Source organism: Bradyrhizobium elkanii WSM2783 (assembly GCF_000472865.1).
Classification (GTDB): Bacteria; Pseudomonadota; Alphaproteobacteria; order Rhizobiales; family Xanthobacteraceae; genus Bradyrhizobium; species Bradyrhizobium elkanii_A.
In genome coordinates, this window is record NZ_AXAP01000002.1 from 349,600 (window position 1) to 365,721 (window position 16,122).

The 16,122-nt window shown below is 62.4% G+C and carries 12 protein-coding genes; 10 read left to right on the plus strand and 2 right to left on the minus strand.

The window, feature by feature from the left end:
* Nucleotides 1–46: 46 nt before the first annotated feature.
* Nucleotides 47–1,456 carry an FAD-binding oxidoreductase gene (locus YY7_RS0103620; protein WP_028162028.1) on the plus strand — a complete coding sequence of 470 codons (1,410 nt, stop codon included), beginning with the start codon at nt 47–49 and terminating at the stop codon, nt 1,454–1,456.
* Between the two features lie 105 nt (nt 1,457–1,561).
* Here the strand turns inward: YY7_RS0103620 and YY7_RS56360 are convergent, their stop codons facing one another.
* Together YY7_RS56360 and sdhA are read right to left on the minus strand one after the other, a co-directional pair.
* A complete protein-coding gene (locus tag YY7_RS56360) occupies nt 1,562–2,401 on the minus strand; it encodes a 4'-phosphopantetheinyl transferase family protein (RefSeq protein WP_155255020.1) in 840 nt (279 codons plus the stop codon).
* Between the two features lie 49 nt (nt 2,402–2,450).
* On the minus strand, nt 2,451–4,247 hold the full coding sequence (gene sdhA / locus YY7_RS0103630; protein WP_028162029.1) for a succinate dehydrogenase flavoprotein subunit: 1,797 nt from the start codon (nt 4,245–4,247) through the stop codon (nt 2,451–2,453).
* 358 nt (nt 4,248–4,605) lie between these two features.
* Here sdhA and YY7_RS0103640 point away from each other — a divergent pair, with 358 nt between their 5' ends.
* The 9 genes from YY7_RS0103640 to YY7_RS0103680 all read left to right on the plus strand — a co-directional run bounded on the left by YY7_RS0103640 (nt 4,606) and on the right by YY7_RS0103680 (nt 16,117).
* On the plus strand, nt 4,606–5,547 hold the full coding sequence (locus YY7_RS0103640) for an alpha/beta fold hydrolase (protein ID WP_035689029.1): 942 nt from the start codon (nt 4,606–4,608) through the stop codon (nt 5,545–5,547).
* 150 nt (nt 5,548–5,697) lie between these two features.
* Nucleotides 5,698–6,621: a LysR substrate-binding domain-containing protein gene (locus YY7_RS50640; RefSeq protein WP_051396491.1), complete on the plus strand. Its 924-nt coding sequence runs from the start codon at nt 5,698–5,700 to the stop codon at nt 6,619–6,621.
* Nucleotides 6,622–6,690: 69 nt separating this feature from the next.
* Nucleotides 6,691–7,968, plus strand: a complete 1,278-nt coding sequence (gene gabT / locus YY7_RS0103650; RefSeq protein ID WP_028162032.1) for a 4-aminobutyrate--2-oxoglutarate transaminase — start codon at nt 6,691–6,693, stop codon at nt 7,966–7,968.
* A 76-nt stretch (nt 7,969–8,044) separates the two neighbouring features.
* A complete protein-coding gene (locus YY7_RS0103655) occupies nt 8,045–9,340 on the plus strand; it encodes an ArgE/DapE family deacylase (RefSeq protein WP_028162033.1) in 1,296 nt (431 codons plus the stop codon).
* A 75-nt stretch (nt 9,341–9,415) separates the two neighbouring features.
* Complete coding sequence (locus YY7_RS0103660) at nt 9,416–11,005, plus strand: ABC transporter substrate-binding protein (RefSeq protein WP_028162034.1); 1,590 nt, start codon at nt 9,416–9,418, stop codon at nt 11,003–11,005.
* Nucleotides 11,002–12,024: an ABC transporter permease gene (locus tag YY7_RS0103665; RefSeq protein ID WP_028162035.1), complete on the plus strand. Its 1,023-nt coding sequence runs from the start codon at nt 11,002–11,004 to the stop codon at nt 12,022–12,024. Before YY7_RS0103660 ends, YY7_RS0103665 begins: the two co-directional genes overlap by 4 nt.
* A 7-nt stretch (nt 12,025–12,031) precedes the next feature.
* Nucleotides 12,032–12,871 carry an ABC transporter permease gene (locus tag YY7_RS0103670; protein WP_028162036.1) on the plus strand — a complete coding sequence of 280 codons (840 nt, stop codon included), beginning with the start codon at nt 12,032–12,034 and terminating at the stop codon, nt 12,869–12,871.
* Entirely contained in the window at nt 12,868–14,523 is a 1,656-nt protein-coding gene (locus YY7_RS0103675) for an ABC transporter ATP-binding protein (RefSeq protein ID WP_028162037.1), read from the plus strand. The genes YY7_RS0103670 and YY7_RS0103675 overlap by 4 nt, the downstream gene beginning before the upstream one ends.
* 34 nt (nt 14,524–14,557) lie before the next feature.
* Entirely contained in the window at nt 14,558–16,117 is a 1,560-nt protein-coding gene (locus YY7_RS0103680) for an acetolactate synthase large subunit (RefSeq protein ID WP_028162038.1), read from the plus strand.
* The last annotated feature ends 5 nt before the right edge of the window (nt 16,118–16,122 follow it).

The window sequence follows — 16,122 nt, forward strand, 5'->3', positions numbered from 1 at the left end:
GATCGCCGTGGTGCAGGTGGAAGCAGGGTCACCAATGGAGGCCGACATGAACGCCCACACCCTGCCGCGCCCAACAACCGAAGTCATCGCCGCTGTGCGCGCGAGGCTCGCCGAACGCCTGGGCGCGCGTGTCACCGTCTCGCAGGCCGTGCTCGACCAGCATAGCCACGGCGAGGGCCTGCCGGCAGTCGGTGTGCCAGACCTCGTGGTCTTTCCCGAGACCAACGAGGAGGTCGCCTTCGTTCTCGCGCTGTGCAACGAACACCGCGTACCCGTCACGCCATTCGGCGCGGGGTCCTCGCTTGAGGGCCAGCTCGCAGCCCTTGCCGGCGGCGTGTCGCTCGACATGACGCGCTTTGACAAAATCCTTGAGGTCACACCGGACTCGCTCGACTGCCGGGTCCAGGCGGGCGTGACGCGCGAAGCGTTGAACGCGCATGTTCGCGGCACCGGCCTGTTCTTTCCGGTCGATCCAGGCGCCAACGCGTCGATCGGCGGCATGGCCGCCACACGAGCCTCCGGCACCAATGCGGTGCGCTATGGCACGATGCGTGAGAACATTCTCGGCCTCACCGTCGTCACGCCCGATGGCCGCATCGTCCGCACCGGCAGCCGCGCGCGGAAGTCATCTGCCGGCCTTGATCTCACCCATCTCTATGTCGGCAGCGAAGGAACGCTCGGCGTCATCACCGAAATCCAGCTCAAGCTTTACGGGCAGCCGGAGACCATTGTTGCGGCCGTCTGCCAGTTTGCCTCGCTTGAAGGTGCTGTCGCCGCTGTCGTGACGGCGCTGCAGTCCAATCTGAAGATGGCGCGCATTGAACTGCTCGACGAGGTGCAGATGCGCGCCGCAATCCGCTATTCGAAGCTGGATTATGTGGAGACGGCGACGCTCTTTCTCGAGTTTCACGGCACGCCGAACGGAGTGCGCGAGGAAGTGGAGATGATGCAGGCGATAACAGCGGATCACGGGGGCGGCGCGTTTCAATTCGCCGAGCGGACGGAAGACCGGACGCGGTTGTGGAAGGCGCGCCACAATTCCTATCAAGCCGTGATGGCGCTTGAGCCCGGCAAGGCCAATATGGGTACCGATGCCTGCGTGCCGATTTCGGCGCTGCCGGCCTGCCTGCTGGAGACCAAGGCGGACATTGTCGCATCTGGCCTGACGGCGCCGATCGTCGGCCATGTCGGTGATGGCAATTTCCATCTCGGAATCCTGTTCGATCCGAAGGACGCACAAGAGACTGAGCGCGCCGAGGCGCTGGCCTTTCGCACCGCGCGCCGAGCCATTGCGATGGGAGGCACATGCTCAGGCGAACACGGCGTAGGGCTGCACAAGATCGTGCACATGGAAACGGAGCACGGTGAGGGGATGGCGCTCATGAAGGCGGTAAAGACGGCGCTGGACCCGAGAGGAATCATGAATCCGGGAAAGATCTACCCGTCGAGCAACTGATTTCCAGCATGCGCTGTTTGAAGACGAGACGCTCTTTCCGCGCTGGCCTCCAGCAACTACCGCTGTGGATTTTCGTCCACGGCAGTATTTTTGTCGGCGCTTCCGTCAGAAATCAGCAGAGGCGAGGAGGTGCCATTGCGCGACAGATCCAAGCGCAGGAGGTACTGCGAGGACCGTTGGGCCTGGTCCTGCATCGACGATGACCTCATTTGGCGGAACTGCGAAACCTAGTCCGGCCGCTTTCAGCAATGCCTCCTTGAGGGTCCAATAGCGGAGAAACAATCGGGACCGGGATATCTCCGGCGCTTTCCGCAGAGCAGCTTGTTCTTCGGCGGCCAGCACCAGCTCGCTGATGGAATCCAGATGATCTACTTCGCGTAGGAGTTCGACGTCGACCCCGATGGGCATGCGTGCTGCGGCGACGGCAACGGCGCCCCTGGCATGACTGAGGCTGAAGTCGATTTCCTGCGGATCGACGAGAAGGACCGGCTTGCCGTTCGCCGATGGTGCAAACCGCAGCGCATTCGGCGGTCGACCTACTGCATGTCCAAGGATCAGGCGCGCTCCCGCATGGGCGGCCAGATAGCTGCGCCGGTCCTCATGATGCCGGAGTCGCGCCAAGTGGTCCGTCTCCTGCACGTCAAGCAGCGCGGCGCTTTGCTCAAGAGGAAGCGCGGTAGGGCCGGGCGTGGCGCCTTTCTCCGGCGGGGAAACTGCGGCCAGCCAGAACGCGATCTCTCCGCGTGTCGGTCCTTTGACCGGCGTCGGGAGGTTCGGATGGGGCAACCATCGCAGGCGCAACTCATCGTCTTCAGGCGTGATGCGCTTGACGGCGATTGCCCAGGCGACCACCGTTGTTGCCTGCAATGCGGTAAGCGATGAGGCGAAGCCGTCCTGTCCGGTGCAGACAGCGTTATTCATGCAAGGTTGGCTGACATCGGCCACCGGTTTTCTTGAAACTGAGCGACATCCAGCATTGAGCGGTCCCCCTCAATCAATACACGCGCTCTCTTGGCGGGACTGACTGCACCTCGTTTGAGAGCGGCTGTAAATGCACTGGTCTGTAATCGAGCCGCGCGCGGCCATCATCATCGAGCCAGCACAGGGTGTGCTTCAGCCAATTTTCGTCATCCCGTTTGGGGAAATCTTCCCGCGCATGGGCGCCGCGGCTTTCCTTGCGACCGATCGCCGAATGAAGGCTGACGCTGGCCTGCGCAAGCATGTTGTCCAGTTCGAGTGTTTCGGCCAGATCGGTGTTGAAGATCATCGTGTGATCGGTCACGCCAATGTCATCCCGCATCGTGGCGATCACCTCGTTAAGTTTTGTTAAACCGTCGTCCAGCAGCGCGCCGGTGCGGAATACGGCGCAATGGCGCTGCATGGTCTGTTGCATGGCCAGCCTAATGTCGCCGGCGACAGCCTTGCCTTTGGCCCACCTGATGCGATCGAGATGCGCGATGGCACGATCGGTCGCCTCGTCGGACGCCGGTGCGTGGCCCTCTTGCGGACGCAGGGTCTCGATCACGCGATGAGCGGCAGCCCGTCCAAACACGATGATGTCGAGAAGCGAATTGGAGCCGAGGCGGTTCGCTCCATGCACGGAAACGCAAGCCGCTTCCCCGATCGCCATCAGTCCTGGGACGACCGTTTCCGGATCGCCATGGCGAGACGTGACGGCTTCGCCATGCAGATTGGTCGGAACTCCGCCCATGTTGTAATGGACGGTGGGCAGCACCGGAATCGGCTGGCGTGTGACGTCGACGCCCGCGAAGATTTTGGCGGTCTCGCTGATGCCCGGCAGGCGCGTGTGCAGGAGTTCCGGATCGAGGTGCTCCAGGTGTAGTTCGATGTAGTCCTTGCGCGGACCGCAGCCACGCCCTTCGTTGATCTCAATCGTCATGGCGCGGCATACGACGTCGCGCCCGGCAAGATCCTTCGCGCTTGGCGCATAACGTTCCATGAAGCGCTCGCCTTCGGAATTGGTGAGATAGCCGCCTTCGCCGCGCGCCCCTTCCGTGATCAGGCAACCGGAGCCGTAGATGCCGCTCGGGTGAAACTGTGTGAATTCCATGTCCTCGAGCGGCAACCCGGCCCTCAGGGCCATCGCGTTGCCGTCGCCGGTAGAGGTGTGGGCGGCGGTGCAGGAGAAGTAGACGCGGCCGTAACCTCCGGTGGCCAGCACAGTGCGGTGAGCATTGAAGCGGTGGATGGTCCCATCTTCCATGTTCCACGCCAGCAGGCCACGACAGGCGCCGTCATCATCCATCAGCAGGTCCAGCGCGAAATATTCGATGAAAAACTCCGTGCCGTGCGTCAGACACTGCTGATAGAGCGTGTGCAGGATGGCATGGCCTGTCCGATCGGCGGCCGCACAGGTGCGCTGGGCCATCTTCTTTCCGTACTCGATGGTCTGGCCACCAAAGGGACGTTGATAGATCCGACCATCTCCGGTGCGTGAGAAGGGCACCCCATAGTGCTCCAGTTCCAGCACCGCGGGCACGGCTTCGCGGCACATGTATTCGATTGCGTCCTGATCACCGAGCCAGTCGGAGCCCTTGACCGTGTCGTACATGTGAAAGCGCCAATCGTCGCCGTCACCCATGTTTCCGAGCGATGCCGCCATGCCGCCCTGTGCGGCGACGGTGTGGCTGCGTGTCGGAAAGACTTTTGTAACACAGGCGGTCTTGAGGCCTGACGATGCCATGCCCAGTGCCGCGCGCAATCCGGCGCCTCCTGCACCGACGATCACCACATCATAATTGTGGTCGATGATCTCGTACGCTTTAGCCATCCTGCAGTTCTCCCAAATGTGCGAACTGGTCTTTTCTGAGTTCAGCGGTATCCATCGGATCGGCGAAAGCTTATCGATCTCCGACCGTTCTGGCGACACAACTCAATATGGCGTCGAGCAGGCCAAATTCCATCGGCTTCGCTCTGACCATGCCCATCGCTTCGCGGAGAGATTCCGATATCGTCAAATGAGATGATACGTATCTCATTATTTGAATTTTCAGGATGGAGATCGAGCCTATATCTTCCTGCGACAGATATTCAGCGGATACCGACGTCGTCGCGTGTCGCTGTTCGAAGGACTTGTCTCTTCGCGTTTCGGTCGCAAGTCGGCCAGTCGCATTGCCGGAGGTAAGGATATGAAGCTTCCAACCGTTCTATCGGCCGTCGCCGCGCTGGCCATGGGTCATGGCGCCCAGGCCGCAGCCTTGCCGTCGACCTCGGCCACGATCACCTATCATCGCACGCAGGTGGATGGCGTCGGCATCTTCTATCGTGAAGCGGGGCCGAGCGACGCGCCGACGATTGTGCTGTTGCACGGCTTTCCGTCCTCCTCGCGGATGTTCGATACTTTGCTTCCGCTTCTTGCCACGCGCTATCGCCTGATCGCACCTGACTATCCGGGGTTCGGCCAGAGCGAGGCTCCGCCGCCCTCGCGCTACGCTTACACGTTCGATCATCTTGCTCAGACCACGAACGCCTTGCTCGAGCAGCTCAAGATCAGCCGCTATGTCCTGTACCTGCAGGATTATGGCGGTCCGGTTGGCTACCGCATCATGGTGGCTCATCCCGAGCGGGTGCGCGCGCTTGTGATCCAGAATGCGAACGCCTACAGGGAAGGGCTCGGCGCCAAATGGAGCGGCATTGCGCAATATTGGGCCGATCGTGATGCGCACCCGGAGCAGGTCGACGCTTTCACTTCGCTCGAAGGCGCCAAGGCCCGTCACATCGGCAGCAGCCCCAATCCCGAGCGCTACAATCCCGATACATGGACCGACGAATATGCGTTCCTGTCCCGACCTGGGCAGCGAGAAATCCAGGCGGACCTGCTTTACGACTATCGCACGAACGTGGCCTCTTACCCCGCATGGCAGGCATTTCTGCGCGAGCATAAGCCACCGACGCTCATCGTGTGGGGGCGCTATGATCCATCCTTCATTGCACCGGGCGCGGAGGCGTTCAGGCGCGACCTGCCGGACGCGGAGATTCATCTGTTGGATGCCGGTCACTTCGCGCTAGACGAGAAGGTCGACGATATAGCACGTCTGATGATCGACTTCCTGCCGAAGCAGCCCGAATAGGCTTAACGCCAGCTATACAAGGAGTGAGCGAGTCGACCGTTCATACCCATTACCGAACGGGCCACCCAACGATGTGTCTGTTCGAATTGAAGAAAACATTTAGGTGGGGCATAACCCTCGGCGATTGAAGCGCTGATTGCCCACACTGTTATGACCAGGCCCCGGGTTCCATCCCTCGTCGCATTGAGAGCTTTTGAAGCTGTTGGCCGCACCGGCAGCATGCGTGCCGCTGGCGACGAGTTGGCGGTGAGCCATACGGTCGTGTCGCGTCATATCCAGAACCTGCAGGAAAACCTCGGCGTCACGCTTGTCCGGGCTCAGGGTCGCGGCGTCATGCTGACCGAACGAGGCTCGTTCCTCTATGAGCAGTTGTCGCAAGCGTTCGACATCATCGCGCGCGCCACGGTTGCGGTACGTCCTCCGTCGCGAACCACGCTTAACATCTGGTGTATTCCCGGCATCGCCAACCGCCGCCTGCTGCAGAGGCTTCCGGAACTGACGGGCCCGCCGAACCGATGGGAAGTCAACCTGCAACCAACCTTGTCGCACCCAGATCTCTCGCGCGGTGAGGCCGATGCCGAGATCGTCTATGCCGATGTGATCACCACGCATCTCGATCTTGCGTCCGAGCCCTTGATCCGGCCGAGGGTCTTCCCGGTGGCCAGCCCAAGCTATCTGGCGCGTCATCCCGCCATCACGAGCCTGACGGACTTGGCATCGATCGCCTTGATCCACGAGGAATCGACGGAGCAATGGGAGCGCTGGTTTCGGCTGGCCGGATTGGTCGATTTGCCGCAGCTCGGCGGCCAGCGTCTTTGGCATGCCCACCTCGCCATCGAGGCGGCGCGGCTTGGGCAGGGCGTGGCGATCGCAAATGACGTCCTTGTCGAGGACGACCTTCGCACTGGTGCATTGGTCGAGCTGCTCTCCACCTCCGTCTACATGGGAACGTACCAATTGGTCGCTTTAAAGGAGCGATGGCGCGACCCGGCGATTGTTGCACTGCGGAATTGGCTACAAAATGTGCTGGCCAGCGCACTGATCGGTCCGACTGGTGCATGTGAGTCACCATAGCGCGATAATAAAACTGGTTGTTCGTTCGATAGCGCCAACTACGGTCCCCTCAACTTGGGGAAGTAAGTAATGACGCTAAACTCCGAACTGATGTCGCGCAGGCAGGCTGCGGTGGTCCGTGGTGTTGGTCATGCCACACCGGTTTTCGCTGAGCGGGCACTCAACAGCGAGCTCTGGGACGTCGAGGGACGACGTTACGTCGATTTTGCCGGTGGTATCGCGGTTCTCAACACCGGTCACCGCCATCCGCTGGTGATCAAGGCGGTTCGCGATCAGTTGGATCGCTTTACGCACACCTGTTTTCAGGTCGCCCCCTATGACTCCTATGTTGAGCTGGCGGAGCGTCTCAATGCGCTGGCGCCGATCAGCGGGCCGCTAAAGTCGATACTGCTGACAACCGGCGCCGAGGCTACCGAGAATGCGGTCAAGATCGCTCGTGCGGCAACCGGCCGCACTGGCGTCATCGCGTTCACGGGAGGCTTCCACGGCCGCACCGCTTTTGCGTCGGTGATGACGGGAAAAGTCGTCCCTTACAAGAAGGGCGTTGTTTCCCCGCTGCCCGGCGTGTGGCATGTGCCATTCCCGATCAGTGGCAGTGAAGTTACTGTCGACGACGCGCTGCGCTATATCGGCTTCATTTTCAAGGCCGATATCGATGCATCGCAGGTGGCGGCGATCATCATCGAGCCGGTGCAAGGCGAGGGCGGCTTCCACCAGGCTCCTCCCGAACTGATGCGTGGGCTGCGCCGCATCTGCGACGAGAATGGGATCGTGCTGATCGCGGACGAGGTTCAGACCGGATTCGGTCGGACTGGAAAAATGTTCGCGATGGAGCACTACGACGTCAAGCCAGACCTCATCTGTGTCGCGAAGAGCCTTGCCGGTGGCTTGCCGCTATCGGGCGTGATCGGACGTGCCGCGATCATGGACGCGGCGGAGCCGGGTGGCCTCGGGGGCACATATGCCGGCCATCCGCTGGCATGCGCGGCGGCGCTTGCGGTCCTCGACGTGTTCGAACAGGAGAACCTTCTCGCGCGCGCCAATGAGATCGGTGCTCGCTTGCGCGATGCGATCGATCGCTTCGCGCAGGCCAACCATCTGCTGCCGATTTCCCGGGCTCGCGGATTGGGCGCGATGATCGCCTTCGATGTCCTCAAGCAGCGGGGGAGCAACGAGCCCGACGCTGAAGCCACCAGTCAGGTCACGAGGCTCGCGCACCAGAACGGCCTGATCCTGCTCTCCTGCGGCACGACTGCGAACACGATTCGGATCTTGGTCCCGCTCACGGCATCGGACGAGATCGTGGACGAGGGGCTTTCGATCCTCGAATCTAGCCTCGTCGCCTGAGCTCCACGACCGGCGAACATCGACCAGACCAACAATGGGCATTCGTTGAAATGCCCCCTGCGAACAGGAGACGACCTTGGAAACTGAGCTGACCAAGACCAACAGTCTTGCGGAAGAATTGCGGGCTGCCGTCGATCGCAACTTTGACGACCAGGTCGCCTTCCTCTCCCGACTGGTGCAATTCCGCAGTCTCCGCGGTCAGGAGGCCCCGCTCCAGGCCTGGATGGCTGAACGCCTCGCCGAGCGCGGCTACAAGGTCGATGCCTTCAGTCTCGCCGACGTCGATCTGATGAGCCATCCGAAGGCGGCTCCGATGGACGGGATCGATCTTGCCGGCTCGAGGCAAGTTGTGGCGACTTATGAGGGCGGCGGGAAGGGGCGCAGCCTGATCCTCCAGGGTCATATCGACGTGGTGCCGGAAGGCCCGGCGGATTTCTGGGATTTTCCGCCATTTGACGGCGTGGTGCGCGACGGCTGGATGCACGGCCGCGGCGCTCAGGACATGAAGGCCGGCGTGTCGGCGATGATTTTTGCGCTCGATGCGATCCGGGCCGCGGGCTACGCGCCGCAGGGCCGCATCCACGTGCAGACCGTCACCGAGGAAGAAAGCACCGGCAACGGCGCGCTGTCGACGTTGATGCGCGGCTATCGCGCCGACGCGTGCCTGATCCCCGAGCCGATTGGCCAAAAGCTCTTGCGCGCGCAGGTCGGCGCGATCTGGTTCCGCGTGCGGGTGCGAGGCACGCCGGCCCATGTTGCCTACTCCGAGACAGGCACCAGCGCCATTTTGTCGGCCATGCACGTGATCCGTGCGTTCCAGGACTACACCAAGCGGCTCAACGAACAGGCCGCGGATCATCCGTGGTTCAAGACTGTCAAATCGCCGATCAAGTTCAACGTCGGCATCATCAAGGGCGGCGATTGGGCAAGCTCGACAGCGGCCTGGTGCGAGTTCGACTGCCGGCTCGGCCTGCTTCCCGGCACTAGCCCGCAGGAGGCGATGCGTGGCATCGAGAAGTGCCTGGCCGACGCACAGGCTACCGACAGTTTCCTGTCGAGCAATCCTGCTGAACTGATCTGGAGCGGTTTCCAGGCAGATCCGTCGGTCTTGGAGCCCGGAAGCGAAGCCGAGCAGGTGCTCTCCTCGGTGCATCAGGTGGTGTTCAACGAGCCGATGCAGTTGCAGATCGGCACCGCCGTTACCGATACGCGCTACTACAACGTCGACTATGGAATTCCGGCGCTGTGTTACGGCCATTACGGCATCGGGCCGCATGCGTTCAATGAGCGCGTCGATCTCGAAAGCGTCCGCAAGATCACACTGAGCATCGCGCTCTTCGTCGCCAACTGGTGCGGATTGAAGAAGCTGTGATGGTCGCCGCCGCATCTGCGGCCGGCGCGTCTCGTCCAGAGAGCCATGTCAACAGGAAGGGGGGATATCATGGGAATGAACAGGCGTGAATTCGGCAAGTTGGGACTGGCCGCGGGAATGGCCAGCGTCGCGGGGATCCCGCTCGGCTTGCACCGTGCCGCGGGGCAGACGCGCGGCGGCACGCTCAGCACCATTATCCATCCGGAGCCGGCCATGCTGGTCTCCGCGATCAGCCAGCTCCAGCCGACGCTGACGATCTGCGGCAAGATCTACGAGAGCCTGCTTCGCTACGACTTTGACCTGAAACCGATCCCCGGCCTGGCGCAATCCTGGAGCGTCTCTCCCGACGGGTTGACCTATACGTTCAAGCTGTTTCCGAACATCACCTTCCACGACGGCAAGCCGCTGACGGCCGACGACGTCATCTTCTCGATGACCAAGATCCTGCCCGAGACCCACGCGCGGGCCCGGCCGATATTCACCCGCATCGATAGCGCCGAAGCTCCCGATCCGCTGACGGTCGTGTTCAAGCTCAAGTCGCCGTTTTCTCCGTTCCTCGGAGCATTCGATTGCACCACGGCGCCGATCCTGCCGAAGCACATCTACGAAGGCACCGACTTCAAGACCAATCCTGCGAATGACAAGGCGATCGGCTGCGGTCCCTTCAAGCTGAAGGAATGGGTGCGGGGATCGCACATCCACCTGGTCAAGCATGACGGCTACTACCGCGCCGGGGAGCCTCACATCGACGAGATCATCTACCGCGTCATTCCGGATGCGGCAGCGCGTTCGGTCGCGCTCGAGCAGGGGACCGTCAAGCTGACGCAGTGGAGCGACATCGAGCAGTACGACGTGGCTCGCCTCACCAAGCTGCCCCATCTCGACATGACGACGAAGGGATATGAGTACTTCGCGCCACATCTGTGGCTCGAGCTGAACAATCGCATCGCGCCGATGAATGACAAGCGCTTCCGTCAGGCGGTGATGTACGCCATAGACCGCAAGGCTCTGCTCCAGCGTGTCTACTTCGGTCTCGGCAAGGTTGCGACCGGTCCGATCTCGTCGAAGACCCGGTTCTACGACAAGAACGTAAAGCAGTACGAATACTCACCGGACAAGGCAAAAGCTCTTCTCGACGAGATGGGATTGAAGCCGGGCGCCGATGGCAAGCGGATCACCGTTCCGTTCCTGGTCACGCCATCGGGCGAGCTCTATCGTCGCGTCGCAGAGTTCTTGCGCCAGTCGCTGCTGCGGGTCGGAATCGACCTGCAGTTTGAAGGCACCGATGTCGCGGGCTGGATCCAGAAGGTCAGCAACGGGGAGTATTCGATGACGACGAATCTCGTCTATCAGCTCGGAGATCCCGCTATTGGCGTATCGCGCACCTACATTTCGTCGAACATCCGCAAGGGCATCATGTTCTCCAACACGGCCGGATATTCAAATCCGGAAGTGGATCGTCTTTTCGAGGAAGCTGCGACCGCCTCGCCGGACGAGAAGCGGCAGGAACTGTACAGCGCGGTGCAGAAGGCTCTGGTCGAGGATGTGCCGATCGTGTGGCTGCTCGAACAGGACTTTCCGACGTTCACCGACAAGAAGCTCAAGAATGTGACCACGACCGCCATCGGCGTTCACGAAACCTTCGGCGCGGTCCGGTTCGAATGAGCGTCGTCGCCATCACCCGGTACGGAGGCCGCTTGTCGGCCTACGTGCTGGGCATCGCCTACGGAGCGGTGAAGATCATCGGCGTGATCCTGGTCATCGCGACCTTCAACTTTATTCTCGTTCACGCGGCGCCCGGCGACCCGGCGCAGGTGATCGCAGGACAAAGCGGTGCTGCCGACGAAACATTGCTCCGCCAGATACGATCGGCCTATGGCCTCGATCAGCCGTACCTGGTGCAACTGGCGAGCTCCCTGAAGAAGACGCTGACGCTTGATCTCGGTTATTCCTATCGGCAACAGCGGACCGTGTTGTCGCTGCTGCTGGAGCGGCTGCCCGCGACCTTGCTGCTCACGGGTACGGCGTTCATCCTGTCCCTGGTCTTCGGTACGGCGTTGGGAACGATAGCCGGTACACGTGCGGGAAAATGGTCCGACACGTTCTTTACGATCGTCTCGCTGCTGCTCTATGCCTTGCCGGTGTTCTGGCTTGGCCTGATGCTCGTGCTGTTGTTTTCCGTGCAGCTCAATTGGCTTCCGCCATTCGGCTACGTGACCGTCGGCGTCGAGATGACGGCGTGGCAGCGCATCGCGGACATTGCCTCGCACATGGTCCTGCCGACCTTGTCACTGGCCGCTGTCTATCTCGCGATCTACGCCAGGCTGATGCGTTCCTCGATCATCGAGGTCAAGCAGCAGGATTTCATCAAGACGGCGCGGGCCAAGGGCGTGACCGAGTCCCGGATCGTGATGCACCATCTGCTTCGCAACGCGATCCTGCCCGTTATCACGGTCGCCGGAATGCAGGCCGGCGCGGTGGTTGGCGGCGCGGTTGTCGTCGAGACCGTGTTCGCGTGGCCCGGCCTGGGGCGGCTGATCTATGACGCCGTGCTGCAGCGCGACTATCCGGTCATGCAAGGCATCTTCCTGGTCATGTCGATTGTCGTGATCGGGCTGAACCTGCTCACCGAGGCGGTCTATCGCATGGTGGATCCGCGCATCTCCGTACGAAGTGTGAGGTGAGGCGGCCGTGAAGAACCTGGCATCCTTTCTTCGGCATCCGGCCGGCGTCATCGGACTGGTCATCCTGACCGGAGTCGTTGTGCTGGCCATCGTGGCGCCCACCCTGTTTCCCGTCGATCCCTGGGATATGGTGGCCGCGCCGTTCCAGCCGCCGTTCGACGGCGAGACGTGGCTCGGTTCCGACATGCTCGGCCGCGACGTCGCCGCCTGCATCGCCTATGGCGCGCGGGTCTCGCTTCTCATAGGCGTCTCGTCGACACTTGCCGCGCTCGCGATCGGCGTCACCGTGGGAGCCGTTGCCGGCTATTTCGGCGGCCGCGTCGACGACTTTCTGATGCGCTTCGTCGAGTTGTTTCAGACGATTCCTGGCTTCATTCTTGCCATCCTGCTGGTGGCGACGCTCGGACCTTCACTGACCAACGTGATCCTCGCGATCGGCGCTGTGAGCTGGCCGCAGCTCGCCCGGCTGACGCGCGCCGAGTTTCTGCGGCTGCGGAGCCGGGAGTTCGTGCAGGCCGCGGTCTGTCAGGGGCAGCCGCCGATGTCGGTGGTGTTGCGCCATATCCTGCCGAACGCGGTGTCGCCGATCATAGTGACCGGCTCGTTGATGATCGCCAGTTCGATCCTGATCGAAAGTGCGCTGAGCTTCATGGGGCTCGGTGACCCCAATCTGATGTCGTGGGGATTCATGATCGGCGCGTCCCGTTCGGTGATGCGTCAAGCGTGGTGGATGAGCGTGTTCCCCGGTGTAGCCATCTTCCTCACCGTGCTGGCGATCAACCTCGTTGGCGAAGGACTGAACGATACCCTGAACCCGAGACTGTCGCGGAAGGCGCGAGGTGCATGACGGACGAACCGCTGCTTGCAATCGAAAATCTGTCCGTTTCTTTGCCCAGAGGCGGCGACCGGCAGTTCGCGGTGGAAAACGTCTCGCTTGCCGTGCGTCGGAACGAGATCGTTTGCCTGGTCGGCGAGTCCGGCTCGGGTAAGTCGATCACCGCGCACGCCGTGCTCAGGCTGTTGCCGCCGGCTCTTCACGTCGCCGGCGGTGCCATCCGTTTCAAGGATACGGACCTCGCGACAGCGGATGAAGGGGCAATGCGGGCGCTGCGGGGCGGCCAGATATCCATGATCTTCCAGGAGCCGCTCAGCGCGCTCAATCCGCTGACGCGTGTCGGTCAGCAGATCGCGGAAGCCATCGTCACGCACGCCGGCGCGAAGCTGTACCGTTCCGAGCTGGACGCGCGGGTCGTCGAACTGATCGCGGCGGTCGGCCTGCCCGATCCTCCGGCGCTCGCCCGCAGCTATCCATTCCAGCTCTCCGGCGGTCAGCGCCAGCGCATCATGATCGCGATCGCGATGGCAAACGAGCCGGCACTGCTGCTCGCTGACGAGCCGACCACCGCACTCGACGTCACCACGCAAAAGCAAATCCTCGGCTTGATCCGGAAGTTGCAGGCCGAGCGGGGAATGGGCGTCCTGTTCATCACGCACGACTTTGGTGTCGTCGCCGACATAGCCGACCGTGTCGTTGTCATGCGCAACGGCTGCGTGGTCGAGCAGGGCACGGTCGATGAGGTGCTTCGCGCCCCCAAGAATGACTACACCAAGGCGCTCATTGCGGCAGTGCCGGGCGGGCGCCCCCCAACGACGCACAGCCAGGCGCTGGGCAGCGATCCATTGTTGGAAGCCCGCGGTCTCAACAAGGTATTCGCGTCGCGTCAGGGCGCGTTCAGGCCGGTGCGGCGAGTGCCTACCGTGCAGGACGTCGCGCTCACGCTGCGACCACGCGAGACGGTCGCCATCGTCGGGGAGTCCGGATCGGGCAAATCGACACTCGCGCGCATGGTCATGCGGCTCATCGAGCCCGACACCGGCTCGATTGATTTCGATGGGGTGGATTTTCTTAAATTGAAAGGCGCGCAGTTGCGCGCGATGCGCCGCAAGGTGCAGATCGTCTTTCAGGATCCCTTTGCGGCGCTCGATCCAAGGCAAAAGGTCGGCGAAGCCATCGCGCGCGGTCCGATGACCTATGGAACGCCCGCCGTCGAGGCGATTGCGGACGCAAAGCGATTGTTGGCGCGGGTAGGGCTGAAGGAGAGCGCATACGAACGCTATCCTCATGAATTCTCCGGTGGTCAACGCCAACGCATCTGTATCGCGCGCGCCATCGCGTTGAAGCCGCTGGTGCTGGTCGCGGACGAGGCGGTTTCGGCGCTCGACGTTTCCGTGCAACAGCACATTCTGGAGCTATTGGCCGAGCTGCGCGAAGAAATGAACCTCGCAATGCTGTTCATCACGCATGACCTGCGTGTCGCATCGGAGATCGCCGACAGGATCGTCGTGATGCGGCGCGGCGAAATCGTCGAGCAGGGTGAGACGCAATCGGTATTCGGCGCGCCGCAGCACGCTTACACCCGCGAGCTGCTCGAGGCCATTCCTGGGCGTTCGTTGTTCGGCAGGCCTCACGAGCCGTCGGCCAACGTATGTTTCGCCTAGGCGCTCGCGAACGGGAAACACGGGGCGCAATGACATGAAAACTGGTGCGGATCATCTCTGCGACGCGCTGCTCGCGCTTGGCGTCGATACCTGCTTCGCCAATCCGGGCACGTCGGAGATGCACTTTGTCGCCGCGCTCGATCGTCGGCAGGACATGCGATGCGTGCTTGGGCTGTTCGAGGGCGTCGTCACCGGAGCCGCCGATGGCTATGGCCGGATGACGGACCGGCCCGCGGCGACCCTGCTGCATCTCGGCCCCGGTCTGGCGAACGGGCTCGCCAACCTGCACAACGCCAGGCGCGCCGGCACGCCGATCATCAATATCGTCGGCGAGCATTCGACCGCGCATCTTCCGCTCGACGCGCCGCTGACGAGCGACATCGAAACGCTCGCCCGGCCGATGTCGGCGTTCGTGCGCCGGATCGGCAGCGCCGCGTCGATCGAGCAGGATGTCGCGGATGCCTGGGACGCAAGCTTGGCGAACGGCATCGCGACGCTGATCTTGCCGGCGGATATGGCCTGGTCGGAGCGATCAGCCGGGGCTCCGCTCGCCAGGCGTTCGCCGCCGCCGCGGCGCGAAGTCGATCCGGACAAGTTCAAGGCGGTCGTCGATCGTTTGCGCCGCGGTTGCAAGGCGGCGCTGATGTTGTCTGGGCAGGCTTTGCGCGCCGATGCGCTTGCCGATGCCGAAAGGATTTGCGCCAAGACCGGCGCGCGGCTGTTTGCACAGGGCGTCAACGGGCGCATCGAGCGCGGGCGCGGTCGGGCGCCGATCGAGAAGATATCCTTCGCCTGGGAGCCGGGTCGTGCCGCATTGGCAGGGCTCGATATGATCGTGCTGATCGGCGCCAAGGAGCCGGTCACGTTCTTTGGCTACCCAACCCAGTCGGGTCGCCTCGCACCTGAGGGGTGCAGCGTGGTCGAGCTCGGTGGGCTCGGTCACGATCTGAAGGGAATTCTCGCCCATCTTGCGGAAGCTGTCGGCGCCAAGTCGACGGCAGGTGTGCAGACGAGCCAGCTGCTGCCAGCCGACATGTCGTTCCAGGCCGATGGTCCTCTGACCGCCGAAATGATCAATCGCGTGGTTGCCGCGAAGCTGCCGAAGAACGCGATCGTGTGCGACGAGGCGATCACGTCCTCCGGCTTCTACGAGCTGTCCTACAACGCGCCCGCGCACGACTATCTCCAGATTACGGGCGGCGCCATCGGCATTGGAGTGCCGATGGCGGCGGGGGCCGCGATCGCCTGTCCGGGGCGCAAGGTCGTGTCGCTTCAGGCTGATGGCAGCGGCCTCTACACGCTTCAGGGGCTCTGGACGCAAGCGCGCGAGAAGCTCGATATCGTCACCATCGTCTTTGCCAACCGCGGCTATGCAATCCTCCACGGCGAGATGCGCAAGGTTGGCGTCGCTAACCCCGGCCAGAACGCCCGCCGCATGCTCGACATCGAGGATCCCGAGATCGATTGGGTCAAGCTTGCCGGCGGCATGGGTGTGGCAGCGGAACGCGTGACGACCGTTCAACGTTTCGCTGAAGTGTTCGATGCTGCGCTTCGACAGCGCGGGCCGTTCGTTATCGAGGCATCGTTGCTGTAACTCTT